The 7871-nt window shown below is 53.5% G+C and carries 15 protein-coding genes; 14 read left to right on the forward strand and 1 reads right to left on the reverse strand.

Features of this window, described 5'->3' with window-relative positions:
- A partial coding sequence (locus tag J1785_RS27000) for a terminase gpP N-terminus-related DNA-binding protein (RefSeq protein WP_217218999.1) occupies positions 1–124 on the reverse strand: 124 nt, incomplete at its 3' end.
- A gap of 150 nt (positions 125–274) precedes the next feature.
- On the opposite strand from J1785_RS27000, the gene J1785_RS05685 reads away from it, so the two are divergent.
- The 14 genes from J1785_RS05685 (at position 275) to J1785_RS05745 (ending at position 7825) form a co-directional block, all read left to right on the forward strand.
- Entirely contained in the window at positions 275–1114 is an 840-nt protein-coding gene (locus J1785_RS05685) for a GPO family capsid scaffolding protein (RefSeq protein WP_217218993.1), read from the forward strand.
- A 66-nt stretch (positions 1115–1180) separates the two neighbouring features.
- The gene (locus J1785_RS05690) at positions 1181–2215 is read left to right on the forward strand and encodes a phage major capsid protein, P2 family (protein WP_129952939.1); all 1035 of its coding nucleotides are present in this window, start codon (positions 1181–1183) and stop codon (positions 2213–2215) included.
- A gap of 2 nt (positions 2216–2217) precedes the next feature.
- The gene (gene gpM / locus J1785_RS05695; protein ID WP_217218994.1) at positions 2218–2913 is read left to right on the forward strand and encodes a phage terminase small subunit; all 696 of its coding nucleotides are present in this window, start codon (positions 2218–2220) and stop codon (positions 2911–2913) included.
- 93 nt (positions 2914–3006) lie between these two features.
- The gene (locus J1785_RS05700; protein WP_119261221.1) at positions 3007–3459 is read left to right on the forward strand and encodes a head completion/stabilization protein; all 453 of its coding nucleotides are present in this window, start codon (positions 3007–3009) and stop codon (positions 3457–3459) included.
- The gene (locus J1785_RS05705; RefSeq protein ID WP_129952937.1) at positions 3456–3962 is read left to right on the forward strand and encodes a phage tail protein; all 507 of its coding nucleotides are present in this window, start codon (positions 3456–3458) and stop codon (positions 3960–3962) included. Before J1785_RS05700 ends, J1785_RS05705 begins: the two co-directional genes overlap by 4 nt.
- Positions 3959–4648 (forward strand): hypothetical protein, encoded by a 690-nt coding sequence (locus J1785_RS05710; RefSeq protein ID WP_217218995.1) that lies wholly within the window; start codon positions 3959–3961, stop codon positions 4646–4648. Before J1785_RS05705 ends, J1785_RS05710 begins: the two co-directional genes overlap by 4 nt.
- Positions 4649–4657: 9 nt before the next feature.
- Positions 4658–5785: a DUF2586 domain-containing protein gene (locus J1785_RS05715; protein ID WP_217218996.1), complete on the forward strand. Its 1128-nt coding sequence runs from the start codon at positions 4658–4660 to the stop codon at positions 5783–5785.
- Between the two features lie 2 nt (positions 5786–5787).
- Positions 5788–6240, forward strand: a complete 453-nt coding sequence (locus tag J1785_RS05720) for a phage protein (protein ID WP_129952934.1) — start codon at positions 5788–5790, stop codon at positions 6238–6240.
- Positions 6241–6253: 13 nt separating this feature from the next.
- Entirely contained in the window at positions 6254–6550 is a 297-nt protein-coding gene (locus tag J1785_RS05725; RefSeq protein ID WP_129952933.1) for a phage holin family protein, read from the forward strand.
- On the forward strand, positions 6547–6888 hold the full coding sequence (locus tag J1785_RS05730) for a M15 family metallopeptidase (RefSeq protein WP_217218997.1): 342 nt from the start codon (positions 6547–6549) through the stop codon (positions 6886–6888). Before J1785_RS05725 ends, J1785_RS05730 begins: the two co-directional genes overlap by 4 nt.
- Positions 6885–7259, forward strand: coding sequence for a hypothetical protein (locus J1785_RS05735; protein ID WP_217218998.1), 375 nt, complete (start codon positions 6885–6887; stop codon positions 7257–7259). The genes J1785_RS05730 and J1785_RS05735 overlap by 4 nt, the downstream gene beginning before the upstream one ends.
- Positions 7144–7383: an Rz1-like lysis system protein LysC gene (gene lysC, locus J1785_RS26675; RefSeq protein WP_238483093.1), complete on the forward strand. Its 240-nt coding sequence runs from the start codon at positions 7144–7146 to the stop codon at positions 7381–7383. Before J1785_RS05735 ends, lysC begins: the two co-directional genes overlap by 116 nt.
- Positions 7380–7637: a putative phage tail assembly chaperone gene (locus tag J1785_RS05740; RefSeq protein ID WP_129952929.1), complete on the forward strand. Its 258-nt coding sequence runs from the start codon at positions 7380–7382 to the stop codon at positions 7635–7637. The genes lysC and J1785_RS05740 overlap by 4 nt, the downstream gene beginning before the upstream one ends.
- Before the next feature lie 8 nt (positions 7638–7645).
- Positions 7646–7825 (forward strand): DUF6890 family protein, encoded by a 180-nt coding sequence (locus tag J1785_RS05745; protein WP_129952928.1) that lies wholly within the window; start codon positions 7646–7648, stop codon positions 7823–7825.
- Positions 7826–7871 lie beyond the last annotated feature (46 nt).

Here is a 7871-nt window from a genome sequence, read left to right on the forward strand (position 1 = left end):
GCGCCCAGTAGTAAATGATCCGCGCATTCGGCAGATTTAAATCCTGAGCAATTTCCTTTGGCGTGGCACGGCGCAAATATAAAGCGCGTGCGACGTCTTTTAGTTCGTCTGTGTATTTAGCCATTCGGCAATTATGCGGGGATGTTTCGGCTATTTCGTTAAGTAAATATCTGATGCAATCGGATATAGGGTTATATCCGAATTCTGCTTAATGCGGCGGGGGTAATTATTGGCGATACTGCATTTCACGGAAACAACGGAGGTTAATTCCGGTATGTCAGATTCACATTTAATGACGAATTGGCTCTGTATCGCAACCGAAGGGGAAACGGTTGATAAGCGTTTTTTAACCAGGGATATGTTAATTGACGCGGCGGAAACATATGACCCAAAAAATATGTATACCGCACTGCTTTGGCCAGAGCATGAGCGCTGGTGCGGTAATGCCGGTGAAGTTCTGGACGTTGCGGCAAGCGAAGATGACTCAGGATTAGTAAAGCTCTATGCCCGGTTGTGTCCTTCCACTGAACTGGTACAGGCGAATCGGAACGGAAAGCTTTTATTCACGTCAGTGGAATTAACGCCTGATGGCAACTTTCGCGGAACCGGCCGTTATTACCTTGAAGGGCTGGGCGTTACAGATGAACCCGCAAGCGTAGGCACTACGCGAATGCGATTTAATAAGCGGAAAGACAATTACTTTATCGGTAATAGTAATCCGCTGGTAATTAACGAAGTTAAGGAAATTAACATGGCAGGGAAGGACAAAAATAAATCGAAATGGCGCAGCCTTTTCAGTATTGAAGACGAAACACCGGCACAGGAAGAAATTCCCCAGGACGGCGATAAATTACAGGCGCTGGCCGAGGTAGTTGCTTCGTTGGAATCTCGTATCACTGCGTTGGAAACAAAAACGGAAGCAACGGATTCAACCGTTGAAGATATTCAGACCGATGTTGAAACCGTGAAAGACGTGGTGGATACGGAAGAATTCGCCCGCTTGCGTGAAGAGTTGCCGAATATCGTCAGCAAATTTAGCAAGCTGGATAAAAAGGTGACCACGTTGCCGAGTAAGAATCCGAAGGGTTCACGCAAACCGTTCCAGTTCTTATAAGCATTTATAAGGCTTTCGCCAGGGAAAAACATTAACCGCTGAGTAGCGATTAAGGATGAGTAAATAATGATTTTAAATGCAAAAGCGCGGGGCTTTTTAAAGCAATTCGGCGCGGGACTTGCGGCGGCAAACGGGTTGGACGGTGGCGAGGAAAGCAATTACTTCTCACTGTCTGATCCGAAGGAAACGCAGCTGCGTGATGCGCTGCTGGAAAGTTCGGATTTCCTGAACTGGATCACCGTGGCTGATGTTGACCAGCTTTCTGGCCAGGTGGTCAGCGTGGGTGCATCCGGTCTGCATACCGGCCGTATTGCTGATGGGCGTTTCCGTCGTAACGTCGGTGTGTCGGGTAATGAATACAAATTGGTTGAAACCGACTCCTGCGCCGCGCTGCGTTGGGATCTGCTTTCCATCTGGGCAAATGCCGGTTCTGAGGAAGAATTTTTCCAGCGCGTCACCGCGTTTACTACCCAGACCTTTGCCCTGGATATGTTGCGTATTGGCTTTAACGGCAAGACCGTTGAAACCTCAACGGACTATGAAAAGAACCCGAACGGCGAAGATGTGAATATCGGTTGGCATGAAATTGTTCGCAAAATTCGCGAAAAACAAATCATGACCGATGCGGTCACGCTGGATCAGAACGGTGATTACAAGTCACTGGATGCGATGGCGTCAGACCTTATCAACGCCAAAATTCCGCAGGAATACCGCAACGATCCACGCCTGGTGGTGCTGGTGGGTGCTGACCTTGTGGCGGCTGAACAGTATCGACTGTATCAGGCGGCTGACCGTCCAAGCGAGAAAATCGCCGCGCAGATGTTGCAGGACTCCATTGCCGGGCGTCAGGCCATTATTCCGCCATTTATGCCGGGTAAGCGCATGGTGGTGACCACGCTCGCGAACCTGCACATCTATACGCAGCGTAATACCCGCCAGCGTAAAGCGGAGTTTGTTGAAGACCGTAAGCAGTACGAAAACAAGTACCTGCGCAATGAAGGTTACGCGGTGGAATACCCGGAACTGTATGCGGCGATCGATGAATCCGCCGTGACCATCGGCACCGTTGCCGAGCCATCCGAACCCGTAGGCGGAGAGTAAACATGAGCCTGTCACCCGCGCAGCGACACAATGCCCGCATAGCGGCAGAAACGAAGTTAAGACAACGCCAGGCACTGGAAGGGGCAGACAGCTTGCATGTTCTGAGTGCGGCGCTGGCCAACGATGTTGATATGTTGCACGGGCTGACATTGGCGCAAAAGGTGGCGTTAAAGCGTGATGAATTATTACCAAAATGGATGCCCACCGTTGAAAAGTACCTGAATGGCGGCGAGGTGTACCGTAATCCGATCCTGGCATGGTGTGTGATTTGGCTTTTTGACGTGGGCGACATGGACGCCGCGCTTAATTTGGCGGATATCGCCATCGAGCAGGGACAGGAAACCCCGCCAGAGTTGAAAAGCAATTTCCCCACCTTTGTGGCGGATACCGTCCTGAAATGGGCGGAAGTACAGGCCAGGGATGGCCACCCTGTTGAGCCTTATTTTTCCCGCACGTTTACCGATGTGGCGGAAAAGTGGAAGCTGTATGAAGTGATCCAGGCCAAGTGGTTCAAGTTCGCCGGTATGCGTCAGTTGTTTGACGAACAAGGCGTACCGCGTGCCACGGCCACCGAGGATGTAGCGCTGTTGCAAAGCGTGGATGGTCTGCTGGCCACGGCCGAAAAGCTGCATTCACAGTGTGGCGTGGGAACGATGCGAAAACAAATTGCCGCCCGTATCCGATCACTGAGTAAGTAAAGACTACCGCAAGCCGGAACGGGCGCGGGGAAGGTAATACCCTTGGGTTATGTACCGTGGATCCCGGTCTGCCCGTTTCTTACGGAGAATTTTATGTTTAGCGGAACGCCGATTGATTACCAGGATGAACCGTTAACGAATGACGGATTTTGGCCAGATTTGAATCTGGCGGATTTCCAGGAACAGCGCAGCATACCCGCCGATGTAGACGCCGGGACAGTGGCCACGGCGCTGCTGACGGCGGCCGGGGAAGTGAATGACCTGTTGCAGACCGTCAAGGATGGTTACTTGGCCAAGGGATTTGGCCAGGCCAGCGCGGTGCCGGGTATCGGTCGCCCTGGCGAAAACCTGCTTTGTGCTCGTTATAAAAAAGCAGTGTTTGCCCGCGCAAAGGCCGATTTGATCGCAGAGTTCGCAAGCCAGGGGCGCAGGGAGTCGCACCCAGGGCAGGAAAGTGAAGAGACCCGCGCCGGGTTACTGGCCGAGGGTTCGATCATCATCCGGGCAATCAAAGGATTGCGCCGCGTAACGGTAAGGAAGATATGAGCCAGTTAGATGCGCTGAGTACGTTCGTCACCCAAAGTATGCCCACCAGGACATTCAAGGGGGCGGGTTTTTCCAGCTATATGGATGAACTGAGTTTTATCCCCGCGCAACGGGATTTAGGACTGGAGCAGTACCGCCTGGCGGTGATCCGCTACAACGCGGTTTTAGCCTGGGACAGATTCCCGTACCGGCTGTATGACCCGCGCAATCTGGCGGCGCTGCTGCTGGTGTGGTTGATGGAATCTGACCGGGATCTGTTTGAAGAATTCGGCATAGATACCGAGTTACCTGATTTTGATATCGATCTGGTGGATGAGGAAACCGCCGTGGTGGTTATTACGTTACCGATGGTGGAAGCGTTAAACCTGGTGAAGGACGACAAAGGCAATATTCCCCTGGATGGGGTGCTGTGGCGACTTGCCGATCCGACCATCTGGTTTGCCAGTGAAGCCCTGGTGTATGGGGTGGACGAACAGGGCGCGAAGCTTGGCAGTGATAAATGATTATCCGGGGCGCATTAGACCGGGAACAGCTTAAGGCGCTGCGCAAAAAGCTGGCGGCAATGGAATTGCCCCCGGCGAAACGGAAAAAACTGATGTGGCGTTTAGCCAAGTACGGGTTGATCCCCGCTGCGAAACGCAACGTCAGAAATCAGCAAAGCCCGGATGGCCAGAAATGGCAGGGACGCCAGACGAAGCGCAAAGGCAAGATGCTGCGCAATATGCCAAAGCTGCTGCATATCCGGGAAATGCCGGAAATCGACGGGGTACGGGTATACCTGAGCGGCGGCGGTTACCGCAACGGCAAAAAGACGGTGGCGGCGGGAACGGTGGGTTATGCCCAGCAACACGGCATGAGCGTGACGGTCAGCCGTCGCCAGGTGGAGCGCAAAGGCCGAGCGGAGAGTTTGCCCGCCAGTCTCAGGCAGGCCAAACGCCTGCGGGCGCTGGGGTACAAGGTTAAAAAAGGTAAGCGTTGGCGAAAGCCGCCGTTCAAAGAAATTCAGGAAGGTATGACGATGGCCAAAGCCGGGCTGTTGATCCGAACATTATCGGGGAAAGCAGCGAAAGCGTCCTGGTCAGTCGATGTTCCATCCCGTCCTTTCCTGGGCATCACGGAAGACGATTTTAATAAAGCGTTAGCGCGGCAACTCCAGGGCATCGGGTTTGGCGCAGACGCAGGACACTAAGGGGAAGTTATGGCGTGGCCAACGGTCGATATTAATCAGGTCAACCAGCTGCAAGGTGAAACAAACGAGATTGAGCGCGTAGTGCTCTATGTCGGTACGGGGAAAACCAACGCGGGCAAAACGCTGGCGGTGAATACCCAAAGTGATTTTGATGCGCTGCTGGGCGCGGGTGACAGCGTTTTAAAAAGTAACGTCCTTGCTGCCATGCTCAACGCCGGATCCAACTGGAACGGGTTTGTGCATGTGCTTGCCGAGGATGGCGAGGAAAACGCCTGGGTGGATGCTGTCCTGGCGGCGCAGGCGGTGGGTTCATTTGAAGGGGTGGTGTTGCTCGACGATATCGCCACGAAAACCCCCATTAACAAAGCGGCGGAACTGCGTGCCACTTTGCTGGCTAAATTTTCACGCTGGCAGTGGTTCATCTTGTCAGTACAACCGCCGCAGGACGATGAAGCCTGGCCGGATTATCTGACCCGCGTCAGCGCATTGCAGGCACAGATTGCAGCACCGTCCGTGCAACTGGTGCCGCGCCTGTTCGGGCATGAGCCTGGCGTGTTGGCCGGTCGGTTGTGCAGCCGTGCGGTGACCATTGCTGACAGTCCGGCGCGGGTGCAAACCGGTGCGCTGGTGTCCCTGGGCAGTGATGAATGGCCGGTTGATGGAAAAGGCGCGGCATTAGAGCTGGCCACCCTGCAAGCCTTGCAGGCACAGCGTTTCAGCGTGCCGATGTGGTATTCCGACTATGACGGGTATTACTGGGCAGATGGGTTAACGCTCGATGCCGAAGGGGGCGATTACCAGGTGATTGAATCTCTGCGTATTGCCGACAAAGCCGCCCGGCGTGTGCGTTTACAGGCGATTGCGAAAATTGCGGATCGCTCACTGAACAGCACGCCGTCCAGCATTGCCGCGCACCAGGCGTATTTCGCCAAGGTGCTGCGCACCATGTCGGTGGCCAGTCAGATTAACGGCATTACCTTCCCAGGCGAAGTGAAGCCGCCGCAGGATGGGGACGTGACGATCACCTGGCTGTCAGCCACCAAAGTGGCGGTGTATATCGTGATCCGTCCGTATGAATGCCCGAAAGGCATCACGGTGAGTTTGATGCTGGACACCAGTCTTTCAGGGAGTGATTAACGATGAAACGTATTTCAGGCCAGTCCACGGATGTGCGCATTGACGGTGACCTGGTTCACATTGAAAAGGTCAGTTTAGATATCACTGACAACACGGCAGCGGCACAAACCCAGGGCATTCCTGATGGTCATGTGTCCGGGGATGTAGCGGCCGAGGGGGAAATTGAAGTCTCCACCAAAGTGCTGACGCAGCTGACCGCGATTGCACGCCGTGCCGGTTCGTGGCGCGGCATCGAACCGGTGGATCTCATGTTCTACGCCAAGGCCGGTAATGAAGAACTGAAAATTGAAGCCTTTGGCTGCAAGTTAGTGTTAAGCAACCTGCTGGATAACGATCCGAAGGGCGGCAGCACGCTGAGCCACAAAATTAAATACTTTGTCACCAGCCCGCAATTTGTGTCGATTAACGGCGTGCCGTATCTGGAAGATGAAGACACGCGCAACTTGATTGGATAAGGACAACGCAGGGATGCAAGAGCACGAAAAAAGTTTGTTGAGTCTGATCCTGCTGGGCGCACTCATTGCCCTGGGACAGATGTTAGTGAGCAGTGAACCCATGACCGGAAAGCTGTTTTTTGGCCGCATTATCTTGGGTTCGGCCACCTCAATGGTGGCGGCCGCCGCGCTGATTTGGATCCCCGATATTTCCCCGCTGGCCATTGCCGGGTTGGGGGCGGCGCTGGGGATTGCTGGCCACCAGGCGGTTGAGATCTGGCTACGCAAAAAAGGAAGTCGTTATTTACCAGGGAAAGGAAAGCTGAAATGACATTGAGTGAAAAACAGCAATTGTTTGTGCAACTGATTGGCCAGCTGATCGAATGGGCTGGAACCCATGGTTACCGCCTGACCTTTGGCGAAGCCTACCGCACGCCGGAACAGGCCAAGCTGAATGCCAAAAGCGGCGCGGGCATTGCCAATAGCTTACACACGCAGCGTCTGGCGGTGGACTTTAATTTGTTCATCAACGGCCAATACCAGACCAGTACCGAAGCCTATAAACCGCTGGGGGAATATTGGGAATCCCTGGGCGGTGTGTGGGGCGGGCGATTCAAAACCCGCCCGGACGGCAACCATTTCAGCCTGGAACACAACGGGGTGAAATGATGGGCAAGCAGCTGGTGATTGCCACCCTGGCGTTATTGGCTGCGTTCGCAGCGGGCTGGCAGGTGAATACCTGGTACAGCGATAGCCTGGAACTGGCTATCAGTAATGCCGCGCACGCGGCGGGGGAAGCCTCCCGCGTGGCCGGTGAGCAGGTGGCCAGCGAATCAGGCCGCAAACTGGAAGATAAATTGGAGGCGTTGCGACATGCGCAGCCCGTGGAAATCCGCACGGAAGTGGTTAAGCCGGTGTTTACCAATGTTTGCGTGTCCGCTGATTTTGTCAGCCTGTACAACGCCGCCGCCGACAAAGCCGAACGTGCCTTATCAGGAAAATCTGTTAACCAAATGCCCGGAAACACTGCCGCGCATTAACGGGGTAACAGGGAAAGATATTGCTAAACCCTTATTACTCTTAACGCCGCAATATGCAGACTGCGCGGCACGTCATAATCAATTAGTCGATGAAATAAACCAACGGAAGGAAATAAGACAATGAGCAAAATTACACTAACGGTTAATGGCACCGAATTGACATTTGAACCGAATACCGTCGCCTATAACAAATTCATTAATGAAATGGCGATGGATAACAAAATGGCACCGGCAAATAATTATCTGCGCCGCATTGTTTCCGCTGACTGCAAAGAAGCGCTGGACACTATTCTGGATATCCCCGGTTCTGCGCTGCAAATCGTCAGTTTCGTGAATGACCAGTTCGCACCGAAATTGGATATCGAACTAAAAAACTAACGGCGCGGGTGCGCGCCATTGAAAGTAATGGGCTGGAACAATACCTGATATTACGCCGCCATTATTTACCGCATGAAAATGACGAACCCGAAAATTTAGCCCGCGCCGTGTGGCTGGATAACCGGCATTGGGAATATCACCGCATTGCTGTAGCAAATGGCATTGCCCTGGCGTTTAAAGGCGATTAATGGCTGATTTAGATTTCACCCTCAGTTTAATTGACAACATCACCCG

The sequence above is a fragment of the Rahnella perminowiae genome (assembly GCF_019049755.1).
Classification (GTDB): Bacteria; Pseudomonadota; Gammaproteobacteria; order Enterobacterales; family Enterobacteriaceae; genus Rahnella; species Rahnella perminowiae.